The following is a 15,153-nucleotide window of genomic DNA, read 5'->3' as shown; positions in this document are numbered from 1 at the left end:
CGCTACCTCGCCCCCGAGCGCCTCCCCTCCCCGCGCGCGTCGGCCGTGCCGCGCAGCGGAACCTCCGGCGCCCACGCGTCCGGCACGGCGATCTCGCTGCCCATCACCTCCATCCGCTGCCCGCCCACGCGCAGGCTCACCGCGCCGGCGAGGTTCCAGGCGAGCGCGAGCGTGAGCGCGTCTCCCTGCGCCCGCCCGGTGCCCGAGCCGAGCGTCGCGTCCACGCGCCCGCGCACGTCCTCCTCGTCGAGGTCGAGCGCGCAGCGCTGGCCCGGGGTGAAGGTGAGCTCGCCCTGCGCGCCCGCGCGGGCGGAGAGCTCGCAGGTCTTCCCGCGCGCGGAGAGCCGCACCCGGACCCGCCCCGCCGAGGCCGGGGCGACGACCGCCCGCGCGTCCTCGCGCACCTCGCGATCCAGCACGCCGCCGGCGTGCACGCGCACCGTGGCCGCGACGCGGTAGTCGCCCGCGGGCGGCGCGGCCGCCGCGACGGCGGGGAGGACCGCGCAGAGGGCGGCGACGAAGATCTCGAGGGACGTGCTCCGCATGTTCACCTCACCGTGTACCCTGGCCTCGCCCGCCGCCTCGCCTTCCCGCCGGGCGGGAGCGAACGACGTGAGTACCTGCCGGGTCGCTCCTGTGCGAGAATCGCACGTCCGGACCCGCCGGTCCGCAAAGAGGAGGAAGTCCGTTGAACAAGAACACCGTCATCGCGCTGCTCGTCGGCGTGCTCGCCGGCCTCATCATCGGCTACTCGGTCGGCTCGAGCATGGGGGGCGGCACCCCGCACGCACCGGTCGTCGCCGCGCCCGCCGGCGCGCCCGCGGGCGGGATGCCCGGCGCAATGGGAGGCGTGCCTGGCGCCCCGGGAGGCGTGAACGTCCAGCAGCGGATCGCCATGCTCCAGCAGGCCGTCGCGCAGGATCCCAGGAACGTCCAGGCCTGGACCCAGCTCGGGAACGACTACTTCGACACGAACCAGCCGCAGAAGGCGGTCGAGGCCTACGGCCACGCGCTCGAGGTCCAGCCGGGGAACGCGGACATCCTGACGGACCAGGGCGTCATGTACCGGGCCCTCGGCCAGTTCGACAAGGCGGTCGAGAACTTCAAGAAGGCGAACGAGGCGAACCCGCGCCACCTGCAGAGCCTCTTCAACCTGGGCATCGTCTACGCGTACGACCTCAAGCAGCCGAAGAAGGCGGTGGAGGCGTGGGAGAAGGTCGTCGCCACCGACCCGAGCAGCGGCCAGGCGATCCAGGCCCGCACCCAGCTCGAGCAGCTGAAGAACGCGAAGTAGCGTCCCGCGCGGGCGCGCCGCGCGCTGGCGAGCCGGGCGGGCATCCGCGAGAATCGCGGCATGCCCGTCACTGCCCTGCTCGCCTCGGCCCTGGCCGCGGCGCCCGCGCTCCTCTCCCTCCAGGACCCCGGCTTCGAGGCGGGCGCGCCCGGCGCGCCGCCCCCGGCCTGGACCGTCCGCGCGACCGAGGGGGCGCGGGTGGCGGTCACCGACGCGGCGCGCGCCACGGGCGCCCGCGCGCTCGCGATCACCGCGCCGGCGTCGGGCGCGGAGGTCACGGTCGCCTCCGCGCCCGTGCGGCTCGAGGTCGGCAAGCTCTACCGCCTGTCGGCGTGGGTGCGGACGCGCGGCGTCCGCGCCGATCCCCTCGCCCGCTACCCCACCGCGCTCGGCGCGTGCGTGGCGATGGCGAGCACCCCGTTCACGAACTGCTCGCCGCAGGCGCCCTCGAGCGGCGAGGGGCGGCTCTCGCTCCTGTTCTTCGCGCTGGCGCCCGAGGATCGCGTCGCGCTGCACCTCGGCCGCAACGGGCGCGCCACCGGCGAGGCGGTGTTCGACGACGTGCGGCTCGAGCCGGTGGACGACGTCACCGAGTACGTCCCGCTCGAGACCGTGCGCTGGGAGGGCGAGGGGTTCCGCTACGACGACGGCGGCTGGATCTTCGTGCACGTCGAGGGCGAGCCGTACGCCCGCGGCGCGCAGTACGGAGCGCTCGTCGCGGACGAGCTCGCGCGCTTCCTCGCGAAGGTCGCCGTCCAGCACGACAAGGCCGACCCGGAGCGCGGCTGGAACGACCTGCGCCGGCTCACCGACGCGCTCATGCTCCGCAAGTTCGACGCGGAGTACCTCGAGGAGATGAAGGGCATCGCCGACGGCGCGGCGAAGGCGGGGGCGCGCTGGAAGGGCCGCCCGCTCGACCTCCTCGACGTGGCCGCGCTCAACTCGGCGGTGGACCTCGGGCAGCTCGACGACGCGCTCCAGGTCTCGCGCACGCCGCTCAGCGGCCGGAGCTTCGTCAAGGCGGAGGACGAGACCGCCCAGGCGGAGGGAGACCGCTGCTCGTCGTTCGTCGCCACCCGGTCGGCCACGCGCAGCGGCCGCTTCGTCATGGGGCAGCTGTTCATGTGGAACGGCTACACCGGCGTGCACTGGGACGTGGTGCTCGACGTCGTGCCGGCGAAGGGCCACCGGCTCGTCATGCAGACCTTCCCGGGCGGCATCCACTCCGGGTCCGACTGGTACCTGAACGGCGCGGGGATGGTGATCGGCGAGACGACCGTGGGGCAGACGCCCTTCGAGCCGGCCGGGACCCCGCAGTCGAACCGGATCCGCAAGGCGGCGCAGTACGGCTCCTCGATCGACGAGGTCGCGGCGCTGCTGCGCGCCGGGAACAACGGGCTCTACTCGAACGACTGGACGATCGCCGACGCCAAGACGGACGAGGGCGCGTGCCTGCTCCTCGGCACGAAGGCGAGCCGCCTGTGGCGCACCGGCGCGCGCGGCCGCCGCGGCGACACGCCGGGCGGGCTCCGCGACTTCGTGTGGGCGAACAACAACGCGCGGGATCCCGCCGTGCGGCGGGAGCTCACCCTCGGTCCGGGCGACGCGCCGGTGGACGTGAACTTCCCCGCCTGGAACCGCGACATCGCCTTCCAGCAGTTCTACCGGGAGCACGGCCGGGGCGGGATCGACCTCGAGGCGGGCGTGAGGCTCTGGGCGTCCTCGCCGCTCAACCGCCCCCACGCCTGCGACGGCAAGCTCACCACCGCGGAGATGGCGGAGAAGCTCGTGTTCCTGGCCCATTACGGGAAGACGACCCTGCGCGAGAAGTGGGTGGGCGGGAGGTGGATCCCGGCCGACCTCCCCGACGCCATCCCGCACCTCACGCTCGGCTACACGACCTTCAGCCCCATCGTCGTGGCGGACGGCCTCGCCCGCGCCCGCGCGGCGCGGGAGGCCCGCCCGGCGTCCGGCGCGGCGGCCGCGCCCGGCGCGAAGCCGAAGCCGGACCTCGCCGGGATCGCCCCGGCGCTCGCCTACGATCCGAAGCTCCTCTGGAAGGACACGGTGTTCCCCGCGACGGACGCGGACGCCTGGTTCACGAGCGGCTCGGCCGCGTACCACGCGCTCCTGGCGAAGCTCCCCGAGGAGCCCGCCAAGGCGCTCGAGGCCCTCCGCGCCGGCCTCGATGACCTGTCCGCGCGCCTCGCCTGGCTCACGCTGCGCGAGGGCGCCGCCGCGCCGGCGCGGCTGTCGCCCGCCTACGATCGCTACGGCCCGTACCAGATCCCCCGCATCCGCGGGACCTTCGCGCTGCACCAGCTTCGGCTGCGCCTCGGGAACGCGGCGTTCGCGAAGGGCATGCGCGCGGTGCACGAGCGGTACGCGGGGAAGCCGATGCGCACCGAGGACTTCCTGCGGACGTTCTCCGCGGCGGCGGGCCAGGACGTCGCGCCGTTCGTGAGGCCGTGGCTCGAGCGCGCCGATCTCCCGGACCCCGTGCTCTCCGCGGTCGCCACGCGCGCGGGCGACCGCTTCCGGCTCGCCGTGGAGATCGCGCAGAAGACGAACCCCTGGCCGTTCGTCTCCACGCTCGCGATCCGGGGCGAGAAGACGATCCGCTACGAGCGGATCGAGGTCCCCGCCGCCGCGACGCGGACGTTCACGTTCGAGCTCTCGGAGCGCCCGCAGCGAGTGGCGCTCGGCGGCGACGCCGCCGTAGGGCGCGACGACGCGTTCGTGCTGCCGAACCTCCTCGACGACTTCCCGGGCGCGCTGTTCGTGTGGGGCTCCTCCCGCCAGGTCGAGGCCGGCCACTCGCTCGCGCTCGTCTGGCGCGACACCGTGGCGGACGCGTTCACCGAGGTCCTCCCCCCGCTGGCGGCGGACGCGGAGGTGTCCGACGCCGACCTCGCCGAGCACGACCTCGTGGTCCTCGGCGGCGCGGCCGACAACGCGCTCGTCGCGCGGCTCGCGCGCGAGGGCAAGCTGCCGTTCGAGGCCGGGCGCGGCTTCTTCCGGTGGGACGGGACGCTGCACGGGCGCGCCGACGAGGGGCTCGCGATCGCCCTGCGGAACCCGTGGAACCCGAGCCGCGGGCTCTACCTGTACCTCGCGAACTCGCGCCTCCAGCTCTGGCAGATGACCCACGCGTGGCAGCGCGGGCTGCCCGGCTGGACGTCGTGGCGCGGCCCCGAGGTGGTCGAGCGCGGTCACCTCGGCACCGAGCGGCTCGAGGTCGCCGTGAAGCTTCAGGACCCGGCCGCAGCGTCGGCCGCGGCGCGCTGACGCGCGCGCCACCCGGGGCGGGGGGAGCGCGCCCGCATCACGCGAGGTGCGGCGTCCCCACCGGACGCGAGCGTCCCTCGCCGGGACGCGCTATCTCTGTGCGGGTGAGCCCGAACCGACTCGTCGCCGCGTCCGCCCTCGCAATCCTCTCCGCGGCCTGCGCCGCGAACCAGAAGCTCTTGCAGGAGCCGATCTCGAAGGAGCGCGCGTGGATGTCCGAGCGCCACCGCGAGCACCCGCTCGTGGGGAAGATCTGGGACGCGCGGGCGGGGCGGCTCGTCGACGAGGCCACGCTCACGAGCGCGGTCGACGGCGCCGAGGTCGTCATGCTCGGCGAGATGCACGACAACCCCGACCACCACGTGCTGCAGGCGCGGCTGGTGCGCGCGATAGGCGCCGCCGGGAAGCGGCCGGCTCTCGCCTTCGAGATGATGGAGGAGGACGACCAGCCTGCCATCGACGCCGCGATCGCCCGCGCCCCGCGCGATCCCGACGCGATCGCCCGGGCCGTCGACTGGAAGCACAGCGGCTGGTACGACTTCGCGATCTACCGGCCCATCTTCGCCGCCGGGCTCGAGGCGGGCATGCCGATCGTCGGCGCGAACCTGCCCGTCCCCCTCGCGAAGGCGATCGCGATGAAGGGCCAGGAGGCGCTCACCCCGGAGCTCCGCGCCGCGCTCCAGAAGGCGGAGCCGCTCCCCCCCGAGGTCGTCGCCTCGCTGCGCGCCGAGATGAAGGCCGCGCACTGCGACGCGCCGATGCCGGACGCGATCCTCGACCGGCTCGCGCTCGCGCAGCGCGCCCGCGACGCGGAGATGGCGCATCGCCTCGCCGCGGTGAGCCAGGCGGCCGGCGGCGCGATCCTCGTGACCGGAAACGGCCACGCCCGCACCGACCGCGGCGTCCCGGCCTCGCTCGAGCGCGAGCTCCCCGGCCGGCGCGTCGTCTCGGTGGGACTGTTCGAGGTCTCGCAGGGAAAGCTCGACCCGGCGCTCTACGCCTCGGAGTTCGGGGTGGGGACGCTCCCGTTCGACTTCGTCGTGTTCACGCCGGCCGCCGAGCGCGAGGACCCGTGTCTCGCGCTGCGCGGGCACGACTTCACGAAGCACAAAGCGCCCTGAACGACAGTTTCGTGATTCGCCGATCACCTTCGGTGATGCGAATCACGCTGTCGTTCAGGCATTTTCGAACGGGGGCTGCGCCGGCTTCGCCCCCGCCCCGCCGACGGCTGGCCGCCGTCGTCGGGGACCCCACCCCTGCTCGCCGGGTCCCGTGCGCCGCCGCGAGCGGCTTCGCCGCTTCCGCGGCGTCGCCCCGGCGGGCTCGCTTTGCTCGCCTGATCGCTAATCACGCTCGGCCGTTCAGGGCAAAGAAGGGCGCCGCCGGCCCGGAGCCCGGCGACGCCCCACCCCCCGTGGCGATGCGGGGGGCGCTGCCAGCTTCGAGGCTAGTTCGTGGCCGTGGCCTTCTGCGGGGCCGCCTTGGCGGTCTTCGCCGCCGCCTTCTTGTCGGCCTTCGCGACCGCCGCCTTGCTCTTCGTCGAGGCCGTCGTCGAGGACGACGCCGTCGTCATCTGCTTGTCGCCGCAGGGGAAGGCGGGCGTCGCGAGGCCCAGGATCGCGAGCGCGGCGGCGGCGCGGAGAACGAGCTTCATGGATCTCTCCTTCGTTCGGGCTCCCGGAGCGGAGCCGCGACGACTCATGGCGAGCGCGGCGTCTCGCCGCAACCCCTCACGGCCGGAGCGGACGTTTGCACCCCGAGCGCGCCGGTGGGGTGCCCCGAGCTGGGTAGACGAGCCCTTGGCGGGGGCCTCTCGGCCGGCGCCCCTCCGAGCTCGCGACCCGCCTCGGCCTGGTCACCCCACCGATGGCGCGCGACCGTGACGGGCGGATGACGGACGAGGCGTACACCGCGTGAATGCGTGCGCTCCTCGTGCAGGGTTCCACGCCGCCCACGTACTGGGGCTACGGGCACAGCCTCCCGTTCATCCGCAAGGACGCGGCGCTTCCTCCGCTCGGCCTCGCGACGCTCGCGGCGCACCTGCCCGCGAGCTGGGAGCTCCGGCTCCACGACGAGCACCTCGAGGCGCTGCCGGACGAGCTCCTCCGCTGGGCGGACGCCGTGCTGGTCTCGGGCATGCTCGTGCAGGCGCCGTCGATGCGCGCCGTCCTCGCGCGGGCGCGCGCGCTCGGGAAGGTCACGGTCGCGGGCGGGCCGGCCCCCACCATCGCGCCGGAGCGGTTCCCGGAGGCGGCCCACGTGTTCCAGGGCGAGGCCGAGGGCCGGCTCGAGCGGCTCGTCGCGGCGGTCGAGCGCCCCGGCGCGCACGACCGCGTCCTCTCGCCGTCCGGCGAGGGCCGGCCCGACCTCGCCCTCGCGCGCGTCCCCCGCTTCGACCTCCTCGCCCTGGACCGCTACGCGAGCCACGCGATCCAGGTGTCGCGCGGCTGCCCGTTCAGCTGCGAGTTCTGCGACATCATCGAGGTCTTCGGGCGCGTGCCGCGGGTGAAGTCGGCCGCGCAGGTGCTCGCCGAGCTGGAGGCGCTCCACCGGCTCGGCGCGCGCGGGCCGCTGTTCCTCGTGGACGACAACTTCATCGGCAACCGCCGCGCCGCGGCGCGACTCCTCCCCGAGCTCGCGCGCTGGCAGGCGGAGCACGGCCGGCCGTTCGACCTCTACACCGAGGCGAGCCTCGACCTCGCGACGCTGCCGGAGCTGCTCGCCGCGATGGTCGACGCCGGGTTCTCGGCGGTCTTCGTGGGGATCGAGACGCCCGATCGCGCCGCCCTGCAGGAGGCCGGCAAGCGCCAGAACCTGCGCGTGGATCCGGCGGAGGCGGTGCGGCGCCTCACGGCCGCGGGGCTCGAGGTCTTCGCCGGGTTCATCGTCGGCTTCGACGCCGACGACGCGGGCACGTTCGCGCGCCAGCGCGCGTTCATCCAGGCGCTCCCGATCCCGCGCGCGATGGTAGGGACGCTCACCGCGCTGCCCGGCACGGCCCTCTGGAGGCGGCTCGCGCGCGAGGGCCGGCTTCGCGCCGAGTCCACCGGGGACCAGTTCGGCGAGACCAACTTCGAGCCCGCCATGGGCGATCTGGAGCTCCTCGAGGGCTACCGCCGGCTGCTCGCGGAGCTCTACGACGAGGACGCCTACTTCCGTCGCTGCGCGCTGCACCTCGCGCTCGCGCCGATGCGCCCGAGCCCGCTCAGGCCGGGGTCCCTCGCCACGCTCGCGCGGACCCTGTGGCGCCTCGGCCTGCGCGGCTCGCGCCGCCGCCACTTCTGGCGCCTCGTCGGCCAGGCCCTGCGGCTCGGACCCGCAGCGCTCCCGCGCGCGGTGACGCTCGCCGTGCTCGGCGAGCACCTCGTCCGCTACACGCACGAGGAGGTCCTGCCGCGCCGCGCGCGGCAGCCGGCGCCGCTCCGCCCCGCCGGAAAGGTCCCCGGCGCCGGGGCGGCGCGCGCGGCGGCGGCGCCGACCGCCTCCTGACGGCGGCCGGGCGCGCCGCGCGCGCGCAGGAGGGTGCCCGGCGACTACTTCTTGTACGCCCCCGCGACGAGCACCACCCCGTCCACGAGCTCGAAGTACGCCACCTTCTGCTCGACCTTGTTCGTGACGGGGTTGTTGAACTTGTACTGCTGCCAGCCTTTGCCGTGCTTTCGGGCGAGGAGGATCCGCTCCCGGACGAACAACCTCCCGTCGGGATCCTTGTCGCCCATGTTGTTCTTGCCGACACGCTCGGGCTTCGTCGGGTGCGCGAGGCAGTTGCCGGCGAGGTCGTACGCGAAGACGTACAGGTCCCGGTAGATGAACGGACCGTGCGCGTCGTTGAACGTCGCGATCGCCTTCTCCTTGCCCTCCTTCTTCATGAACAGCGCCGCCCGGTGCACGAGCAGCTCGGCGTCCTTGGTGGTGGCGTACGGCTCGGCGGCGGCGGCCTGCCCGAGCGCGCCCAGGACGGCGGCGGCGAGGGCTGCGGCGAGGAGCTTCTTCATGGGTGTTCCTCCGGTGGGGCAGTGCGCGGGTCGGGGGGAAGGCCGGCGCCGGTCAGCGGGCGCCGGCGGCGTGCAGGCGAGGGAGGTCTTCGCGGGGGAGCGCGGGCGGGTGCTCCAGCGCGTCCGCGACGCCACCCTCCCCGCCGACCGTGAAGAAGGCGGCGCGCTCCCGGAGCGCGTCGGCGTGGGTGGAGAGCTCCTCGGCGGTCGCGGACAGCTCCTCCGCGGCGGAGGCGTTCCGCTGCGTGACCTGATCGACGACGGTCATCGCCCTCGAGAGCTGCCCGACCCCGGCCGACTGCTCCTGCGAGGCCGCCGAGACCTCGCGCACCCGCTCGGCGGTGGTCGCGATGGTCGTCACGAGCTCCGCGAGGAGCCCGCCGCTGCGCTCGGCCACGCCGACGGAGCGGGCGGCGAGCTCGCCGATCTCCTTGGCGGCCGCCTGGCTGCGCTCGGCCAGCTTGCGGACCTCGGTCGCCACGACCCCGAAGCCCCGCCCCTGCTCGCCCGCCCGCGCCGCCTCGATGGCGGCGTTCAGGGCGAGGAGGTTCGTCTGGTAGGCGATCTCCTCGACGATCGAGACCCGCTCGGCGATGGCGCGCATCGCGCCCACCGTCTCGGTGACCGCCGCGCCGCTGCGCTCGGCGTTCCTCGCGCCCTCGCTCGCCATCCGCTCCACGTCCCGGCTGCTCGCCGCGTTGGAGCCGATGGACGCGTTCATCTCCTCGAGCAGCGCCGAGGTCTCCTCCACGCTGGAGGCCTGCTCGCCGGTGCCCTGCGAGAGCTGCTGCGAGGTGGCGGAGACCTGGCCCGCGACCGCCGCGAGCGCGGCGGCGCCGGAGCGCACGTCGCCGATGACCTGCGAGAGCTGCCCGCCCATGCGGCGCATCGCGGCCTGCAGGTCGCCGAGCTCGTCCTGGCTCGTCACCTCCACCGCGTCGCGCAGGTCGCCGGCCGCGATCCGCTCCGCGGCCTCCACGACCGAGCGGAGGCCGCGCCGGATGGCGCGGACGAGGAAGGCCCCGGCGGAGGCGAGCGCCGCCGTCGCGAGGAGGAACACGACGGCGATGTCGCGCCGGGCGCCGGCCTCGGCGTCGCGGGCGCGCGCCGCGCTCGCGTCGGCGGCGGTGCGGGTCGCCACGGCGCTCGCGTCCACCACCTCGAGGAGCCGCTGCGCGTCCACGCGGAGGCGCTCGAACGCGTCCGTCACGTCGTGCTGGGCCCCCGCCTCCTCCGCGAACTGGCCCGCCGCGCCTGCGTCCCGCCTCGCCCGCGCGGCGGAGTCGAGCTGCGCGAGGTCCTGCTTCCACCGATCGAGCGCGGGCGCGATCTGGCTCGCCCCCGCGTCCCGTCCCCCGCGCTCGAAGGCGCGCTCGGCGTCCACCGCCTCGCGAAGCTGGCCGGCGATGAGCGCGAGCGCCGCCTCGTGCACCTCCGGCTCGAGGGTGCCGTTCTCCACCGCCGACGCCGCGCCGGTGGCGCGCCCCACCGCCGTGGCGAGTCGCGACACCGCGACGAGCTGGGGCACCTTCGCGCCTGCGTAGTCGCCGACCACGCCGGCCATCGAGGCCGTCGCGACGAGACCGGCGCCGCCGACCAGCGCGACGAAGATCACCGCCACGACGAGGAGTCCCAGCACCTTCCCGCTGAGCCGCAGCTTCATCACGTTCACCTACCCTTGCAGGACGTACCCTCAGTCACCGGGATGCAGGACGGGGGCCGCCTGCGGCGCAGGCGCGCACTTCGGAGGCGCGGGGCCCAACCTGCCGCTTTTCCTGGCGCCCTGCCCGGCTCGAGCGGCGCGGGCGAGGTCGGGGCTCGGTGCGGGCAGCGCGACCCGGGTCGAGCGCACCCGCGAGGCGCGACCCGGGCGCGCCGATCCCTTATGTTCCCTCGGCGACCTGCCGTGACGCTCGCCGACCTCATCGACCTCGAGGCCCAGCTCGCCCGCGATCGGGACGCGCCCGCGGGCGCGCTCGAGCGGCGCGACCGCGAGGCGATGCGTGGAGCGTCCCTCGCCGGTGACCGGGGGGACGTGCTCGCCCGCTGGCTCGCCCAGCTCCGCGAGCGCGAGCCGAGCCTCCTCTTCCCCGGCCGCACGGTGTCCCGCGCCCTGGCCGGCGTCCGGCTGGCGCTCGCGGCGATCGGGCTCGCGCTCGGCTGGGGCGCCGCGACGGCGCTCCTCGGCTACACCGGCGAGCACCCGGTGAACGTCTGGGACGTGCTGCTCGTCCTCGTCGGCGCGCAGGTGCTCCTGCTCCTGTTCCTCCTCGCCGCGTTCCTCTTCCCGCTCGCGACGCTGGGCGCGCCGCTCGTGGGCGTCTTCCGCGAGGCGATCGGCGCCCTCTACCCGCGCCTCGCCGGACGCGCGGCGGGGCAGGCGCGCGCGGAGGAGTGGCGCGCGCTCTGGCACCGGCTGCGCAGCCGGCGCTCGCTGTACCACTCCGTGGAGCCGTGGCTCCTGCTCGGCGCGACGCAGACCTTCGGCGTCGCCTTCAACGTCGGGGCGCTCCTCGGGTGCCTGCGCCTCGTGGTGTTCTCCGACATCGCCTTCGCGTGGAGCACGACGCTCGTGGACCTCGACGCGCCGCGCTTCCACGCCCTCGTCTCGGCGCTGGCGCGGCCCTGGGCGTCGCTCTGGCCGGACGCCGCGCCGTCGCTCGCGCTGGTGGAGGCGACGCGCTACTCGCGGCTCGAGGGCGCCTACCTCCACGCCGGGGCAGGCCGTGCCGCGGACCCGGCGCTCGTCGGGGAGTGGTGGCGCTTCCTCCTCGCGGCCGTCGCGACCTACGGCCTCCTCCCGCGCGCCGTCGCGCTCGCGGTCGCGCGCCTGCGCGCCGCGAGGCTGCTCGCCCGCCTTCCGCTCGACGACGCGGAGATCGCGCGCGTCCTCGCCCGGCTCGCCGAGCCGCACGTCGAGACCGGGGCCGTCCTCCCCGAGGCCGCGCCGCCTGCGGTGATCCCGGCGACGGTCCCGGGCGTCGCGCCGCCCGCGGGCACGCGCTGCGCGGTGGTGCTCTGGCGCGACGTCCCGGCGCACCCCGCCCTCGAGGCGGCCATCGCCCGCCAGGTCCGGCGCGAGATCGCGAGCGTCCACGCCGCCGGCGGGCGCGACGGGCGCGACGAGCTCGGCGCGAGGTGGCTCGCCGCGGTGGACGGGGCGGAGCCGGTGGTGGTGGTCGCCGAGGGATTCGAGGCGCCGGATCGGGCGGCCTTGAGGCTCGTGCGCGAGCTGCGCGGCGCCCTGGGCCCGCGGCGGCACCTGCTCGTGCTCGTGGCGGAGGTGAGGGAGGACCGCGTCGGTCCGGCCACGGAGGCGAGCGTGCGCACCTGGCGAGACGGGCTCGCCCGGCTCGAGGACCCGTACCTCGCGGTCGAGCCTCTCCAGGGGGCGCCGTGACCCCGGAGGTCCCGCGCTTCGCGGTCGTCGGCCGCGTGAACAAGGGCAAGTCGAGCATCGTCGCGACGCTCGCCGAGGACGACTCGGTGCGCATCGACCCGCGCCCGGGGACCACCACCGAGGTGCGCGAGTTCCCCGTCCGCGTGGACGGGCGGACCCTGTTCGTGCTCGTCGACACGCCCGGGTTCGAGGACGCTCCGCGCGCCCTCGCCTGGCTGCGCGCTCGCGAGGTGAGCGCGGCGGAGCGGCCCGCGCGCGTCGCCGAGCTCGTGCGTGCCTTCGAGGGCACCTCCGAGCTCGTCGAGGAGTGCCGCCTGCTCGCGCCGATCCTGGCGGGCGCGAGCGTGCTCTACGTCGTCGACGGCACGCACCCGTATCGGCCGAACTACGACGCCGAGATGGAGATCCTCCGCTGGACGGGCCGGCCCGGGATGGCGCTCGTCAACCGCATCGGCGCAGAGGACCACGCGGCCGAGTGGCACCGCGCGCTCGACCAGCACTTCAAGATCGTGCGCGACTTCGACGCGTTCTCGGTCTCGTTCGAGGAGCGGGTGAACCTCCTGCAGGTCTTCCGGGAGCTGCGGCCCGACTGGCGCGCGGCGGTGGACGAGGCGGTCGCCGCGCTCGTCGCCCAGCGTGGCCGGCGCCGGGCGGAGGCGGCCGCCCTCGTCTCCGGCCTCCTCGTGGACGCGCTCACGCACACCGAGGAGCTCGCGGTCGAGGACGAGGCCGCGATCGAGGAGCAGCGCGACCGCCTCGAGCGGAGCTTCCACGACGCGCTCCGCGCCCGCGAGGAGGAGGCGCGCCGCCGCGTCGAGGCGCTGTACGGCCACCGCGAGGCGCGGTTCGAGGAGGGCCCCGGCCTCGAGCGGCCCGTGTACCGCCAGGATCTCTTCGCCGAGGAGGCCTGGAAGCTGCTCGGGCTCTCTCCCGCGCAGCTCGTCGCCGCCGGCGCGCTGGCCGGCGCGGCCATCGGCGGCGCGGTGGACGCGGCGGTCGGGGGCGCGAGCATCTTCGCGGGCACCGTCCTCGGCGGCGCGCTCGGCGGCGGCGGCGCGCTGTACGGCGTGGGGAGGCGCTACGCGCGCGTCCGCTCGATCGGCGCGCCCGGCATCCCCGGCCTCCTCCTCGACGTCCAGCGCTACTGGTCCGGCGCGCGCCGCTTCCGCATCGGTCCGCACGCGCAGCCGAACTTCCCGTGGGTCCTCCTCGATCGCGCGCTCCTCCACTACGACAGCGTGGTCCGCCGCACGCACGCGCGGCGCGGGCCCATCGCGGTCGAGACGGCCGGCGCGGGGGGTGGCCGAGCCGGCCTCGTCGCGGAGTTCGCGCGCGGCGAGCGGCGCGGCCTCGAGTCGCTCTTCCGCCGGCTCCGGCGCGACCCCTACGACCCGCCGCGCTGGGTGCGGGACGAGCTCGAGCGCGCGATCGGCCGGATCCTCCGCCGGGTCGATCCCATCCCGGGCGAGGAGCCCTCAGCGGAAGCTCTCCCTCACGGTCCGTGAGCGGCCGAGGTCCGCCCGCGCGTCGACGCGCCGGCGGCCATGCGGGGCAGTGAGGGTCTCAGGGTCGGGTCCTGCTCGAGGCGCCTCGCCTACGCGCTCCCCACCAGCGCCGCGAGCTCGCCCTGCACGTCGCTGCCGACGTTCAGCTCCACGAGGCGGCGGAGGTGGGCGATGCTCTCGAGGTCGATCGCGTACCAGCGCACGCCGACGCGCCTCCCCTCGCGATGCGCGATGGCACCGTCCATCCGGATCACCACCTCACCGCCTTCCAGCCGGAGCGCCAGCGCGCACGGGTCGCCGCGCTCGACGTCGAGCCCCTCGCCCACCTCGACGAGCGCGCCTTTGAGGCCGATGTCGAGGAGTCGCGCGGGCGCGGTGCCGCGCTCCACGTGCAGCTCCACGCCCGCGTGGAAGGGGATGCGCGAGAACCGCCGCCGGTCGGGTGCGTCCATCAGGCCCTCCACGGCCGCCGGAGCGGCCCGCCACTCGATCGACGAACGTCGCCCGATGGATCAGCGAGGCGCAACGGGCGGCTCGGGGCGTGCGCGAGCGCGCACCTCCACGTGCGCGCCCGCCACCATCACCGGCCGCAGCCGCGCGCCCGCGAGCGCCTCGAAGATCGCCCGCGAGACGACGCCGGGATCCTGCAGCAGATCGGCGACCACGGAGGCGGGGAAGACCTCGCACGTCCCGGCGTCCTCGGGGCGGCGATGGGGCTGGAAGCCGGAGCGCCGGAGCAGGTCGAAGGCCGCGCGGTACGGCGCAGGATCCGCTCCCGAGAGCGCGAAACGAATGACGGTCCACATGACCCTTGCGGCCAACCTCCGTCACGGCAGACGAGCCACCAAGTGCCCCAAGGGGAGCCGCCTCCGGGTGCGGCGAGGTGGGCGCACCCTGCCCGCCTGGGTTGCAGGCGCCGGCGGTGGCGTGGTCTGTTCCGTGCTCGTTTGCGAACGCTCGAAGAGCTCGTCGAATTCGTCCGGGAGCGCACTGCGCCCGCGCCCGTGCCCCTCGCCCCCGAGATCATGATTCACCAGGCGAGCGAGCTGACGCCGCTGTGGCATGCGACGGCGGCCGAGCTGGCGGGCTGGGACGACTCGCCGTTCTGGGCGTTCCCGTGGGCGGGGGGCCAGGCGCTCGCGCGCCACGTGCTCGACCACCCCGACCTCGTTCGCGGACGCTCGGTGGCGGACTTCGCGACGGGCAGCGGTCTCGTCGCCATCGCGGCCCTGCGCGCCGGCGCGGCGCGGGTCCTCGCGCTCGACCTCGACCCGTTCTGCGAGGCGGCCGTGCGGGTGAACGCTGCGCTGAACGGGGTCGCGCCGGAGTTCCGCGCGGGCGATGCGATCGAGGCGCCGCTCCCCGGCGTCGAGGTGGTGCTCGCGGGCGACGTCTTCTACGAGCGGTCGCTCGCCGCCAGGAGCCTCGCGTGGTTCCGCCGGCTCGCCGCGCGCGGCGTGAGCGTCCTCGCCGGCGACGCGGGCCGCACCTACGCTCCGCGCGAGGGCTTCGCCGTCCGGGCGTCCTACGACGTCCCGACGACGGTGGAGATCGAGGACGGCCCGCTCCGGCACGCGCGCGTGCTCGAGATCCTGCCCTGACCCGCGTCCGCTCGCCGGTACGGCGGCCCGGGCCGACGATCGACGGCGCGTGACCTGGCACGCGGCGGAC

General features: G+C 75.5%; 13 protein-coding genes. 7 read left to right on the top strand and 6 right to left on the bottom strand.

Translation table 11 applies throughout. The annotated features are described in order from the left end of the window. Positions 1–2: 2 nt before the first annotated feature. Positions 3–545 (bottom strand): hypothetical protein, encoded by a 543-nt coding sequence (locus tag MNZ29_RS03375; RefSeq protein WP_242334825.1) that lies wholly within the window; start codon positions 543–545, stop codon positions 3–5. A 143-nt stretch (positions 546–688) separates the two neighbouring features. Here MNZ29_RS03375 and MNZ29_RS03370 point away from each other — a divergent pair, with 143 nt between their 5' ends. From MNZ29_RS03370 to MNZ29_RS03360, 3 genes are all read left to right on the top strand, one after another. Then, positions 689–1,294 (top strand): tetratricopeptide repeat protein, encoded by a 606-nt coding sequence (locus tag MNZ29_RS03370; RefSeq protein WP_242334828.1) that lies wholly within the window; start codon positions 689–691, stop codon positions 1,292–1,294. A gap of 60 nt (positions 1,295–1,354) precedes the next feature. Then, positions 1,355–4,582: a C45 family autoproteolytic acyltransferase/hydolase gene (locus MNZ29_RS03365; RefSeq protein ID WP_242334831.1), complete on the top strand. Its 3,228-nt coding sequence runs from the start codon at positions 1,355–1,357 to the stop codon at positions 4,580–4,582. Positions 4,583–4,686: 104 nt separating this feature from the next. Continuing rightward, on the top strand, positions 4,687–5,703 hold the full coding sequence (locus tag MNZ29_RS03360) for a ChaN family lipoprotein (RefSeq protein WP_242334833.1): 1,017 nt from the start codon (positions 4,687–4,689) through the stop codon (positions 5,701–5,703). A gap of 326 nt (positions 5,704–6,029) precedes the next feature. On the opposite strand, the gene MNZ29_RS03355 is transcribed toward MNZ29_RS03360, so the two are convergent. After that, positions 6,030–6,236 carry a hypothetical protein gene (locus MNZ29_RS03355; RefSeq protein ID WP_242334836.1) on the bottom strand — a complete coding sequence of 69 codons (207 nt, stop codon included), beginning with the start codon at positions 6,234–6,236 and terminating at the stop codon, positions 6,030–6,032. Positions 6,237–6,499: 263 nt separating this feature from the next. On the opposite strand from MNZ29_RS03355, the gene MNZ29_RS03350 reads away from it, so the two are divergent. Then, the gene (locus MNZ29_RS03350; protein ID WP_242352833.1) at positions 6,500–8,071 is read left to right on the top strand and encodes a B12-binding domain-containing radical SAM protein; all 1,572 of its coding nucleotides are present in this window, start codon (positions 6,500–6,502) and stop codon (positions 8,069–8,071) included. Positions 8,072–8,115: 44 nt separating this feature from the next. On the opposite strand, the gene MNZ29_RS03345 is transcribed toward MNZ29_RS03350, so the two are convergent. Both MNZ29_RS03345 and MNZ29_RS03340 read right to left on the bottom strand, forming a co-directional pair. Further along, positions 8,116–8,577: a cache domain-containing protein gene (locus MNZ29_RS03345; protein WP_242334842.1), complete on the bottom strand. Its 462-nt coding sequence runs from the start codon at positions 8,575–8,577 to the stop codon at positions 8,116–8,118. A 52-nt stretch (positions 8,578–8,629) separates the two neighbouring features. Continuing rightward, on the bottom strand, positions 8,630–10,240 hold the full coding sequence (locus tag MNZ29_RS03340; RefSeq protein WP_242334845.1) for a methyl-accepting chemotaxis protein: 1,611 nt from the start codon (positions 10,238–10,240) through the stop codon (positions 8,630–8,632). A gap of 243 nt (positions 10,241–10,483) precedes the next feature. Between MNZ29_RS03340 and MNZ29_RS03335 the strand changes: the two genes are divergently transcribed. Both MNZ29_RS03335 and MNZ29_RS03330 read left to right on the top strand, forming a co-directional pair. Next, positions 10,484–11,977, top strand: a complete 1,494-nt coding sequence (locus tag MNZ29_RS03335) for a DUF2868 domain-containing protein (RefSeq protein ID WP_242334847.1) — start codon at positions 10,484–10,486, stop codon at positions 11,975–11,977. Continuing rightward, the gene (locus MNZ29_RS03330; RefSeq protein WP_242334850.1) at positions 11,974–13,482 is read left to right on the top strand and encodes a DUF3482 domain-containing protein; all 1,509 of its coding nucleotides are present in this window, start codon (positions 11,974–11,976) and stop codon (positions 13,480–13,482) included. Before MNZ29_RS03335 ends, MNZ29_RS03330 begins: the two co-directional genes overlap by 4 nt. A gap of 89 nt (positions 13,483–13,571) precedes the next feature. Here the strand turns inward: MNZ29_RS03330 and MNZ29_RS03325 are convergent, their stop codons facing one another. Together MNZ29_RS03325 and MNZ29_RS03320 are read right to left on the bottom strand one after the other, a co-directional pair. Continuing rightward, positions 13,572–13,934: a PilZ domain-containing protein gene (locus tag MNZ29_RS03325; RefSeq protein WP_242334853.1), complete on the bottom strand. Its 363-nt coding sequence runs from the start codon at positions 13,932–13,934 to the stop codon at positions 13,572–13,574. Between the two features lie 60 nt (positions 13,935–13,994). Beyond that, positions 13,995–14,288 (bottom strand): hypothetical protein, encoded by a 294-nt coding sequence (locus tag MNZ29_RS03320; RefSeq protein WP_242334856.1) that lies wholly within the window; start codon positions 14,286–14,288, stop codon positions 13,995–13,997. Between the two features lie 198 nt (positions 14,289–14,486). On the opposite strand from MNZ29_RS03320, the gene MNZ29_RS03315 reads away from it, so the two are divergent. Further along, complete coding sequence (locus MNZ29_RS03315) at positions 14,487–15,083, top strand: methyltransferase (protein WP_242352831.1); 597 nt, start codon at positions 14,487–14,489, stop codon at positions 15,081–15,083. Positions 15,084–15,153 lie beyond the last annotated feature (70 nt).

It is taken from the genome of Anaeromyxobacter sp. SG64 (genome assembly GCF_022690745.1).
In the GTDB taxonomy this organism is placed as follows: Bacteria; Myxococcota; Myxococcia; order Myxococcales; family Anaeromyxobacteraceae; genus Anaeromyxobacter; species Anaeromyxobacter soli.
This window is presented reverse-complemented; position numbering and strand designations above follow the sequence as displayed.

Excerpts from the sequence above, each read along its gene's own strand:
- MNZ29_RS03375 (WP_242334825.1), bottom strand. The coding sequence starts at position 545 with ATGCGGAGCACGTCCCTCGAGATCTTCGTCGCCGCCCTCTGCGCGGTC.
- MNZ29_RS03365 (WP_242334831.1), top strand. The coding sequence starts at position 1,355 with ATGCCCGTCACTGCCCTGCTCGCCTCGGCCCTGGCCGCGGCGCCCGCG.
- MNZ29_RS03355 (WP_242334836.1), bottom strand. The coding sequence starts at position 6,236 with ATGAAGCTCGTTCTCCGCGCCGCCGCCGCGCTCGCGATCCTGGGCCTC.
- MNZ29_RS03350 (WP_242352833.1), top strand. The coding sequence starts at position 6,500 with ATGCGTGCGCTCCTCGTGCAGGGTTCCACGCCGCCCACGTACTGGGGC.
- MNZ29_RS03345 (WP_242334842.1), bottom strand. The coding sequence starts at position 8,577 with ATGAAGAAGCTCCTCGCCGCAGCCCTCGCCGCCGCCGTCCTGGGCGCG.
- MNZ29_RS03340 (WP_242334845.1), bottom strand. The coding sequence starts at position 10,240 with ATGAAGCTGCGGCTCAGCGGGAAGGTGCTGGGACTCCTCGTCGTGGCG.
- MNZ29_RS03325 (WP_242334853.1), bottom strand. The coding sequence starts at position 13,934 with ATGGACGCACCCGACCGGCGGCGGTTCTCGCGCATCCCCTTCCACGCG.
- MNZ29_RS03320 (WP_242334856.1), bottom strand. The coding sequence starts at position 14,288 with ATGTGGACCGTCATTCGTTTCGCGCTCTCGGGAGCGGATCCTGCGCCG.